This window comes from Pseudomonas sp. 1152_12, from assembly GCF_052850675.1.
Genome location: NZ_VXCW01000074.1, coordinates 1 through 223 on the forward strand (window position 1 = coordinate 1; position 223 = coordinate 223).

The following is a 223-nucleotide window of genomic DNA, read 5'->3' on the forward strand; positions in this document are numbered from 1 at the left end:
GGCGTCGGTGATCTTGACCGTCTGAGTGCTCTTATCGATGAACACGTCATCGCTAGGTGCTGGGACAGTAACGGTCCCGACGGTGTCGCCCGCTTTGATGGTAATGGTCGAGCCATTGTCCAATTTCAGGGTGACGTCGGTGCCAGCCTTGTTGCTCAAGGTCGCGGTGTAGGTGATCTGGCCACCTTCGCTAACCTCAGTCGGAGCCGTCAGCGTTACGGTG

General features: G+C 57.8%; 1 protein-coding gene. It reads right to left on the reverse strand.

Features of this window, described 5'->3' with window-relative positions:
- Positions 1 to 223 (reverse strand): immunoglobulin-like domain-containing protein (locus FW764_RS28175; RefSeq protein ID WP_446436734.1); only part of this gene is annotated, 223 nt, incomplete at both ends.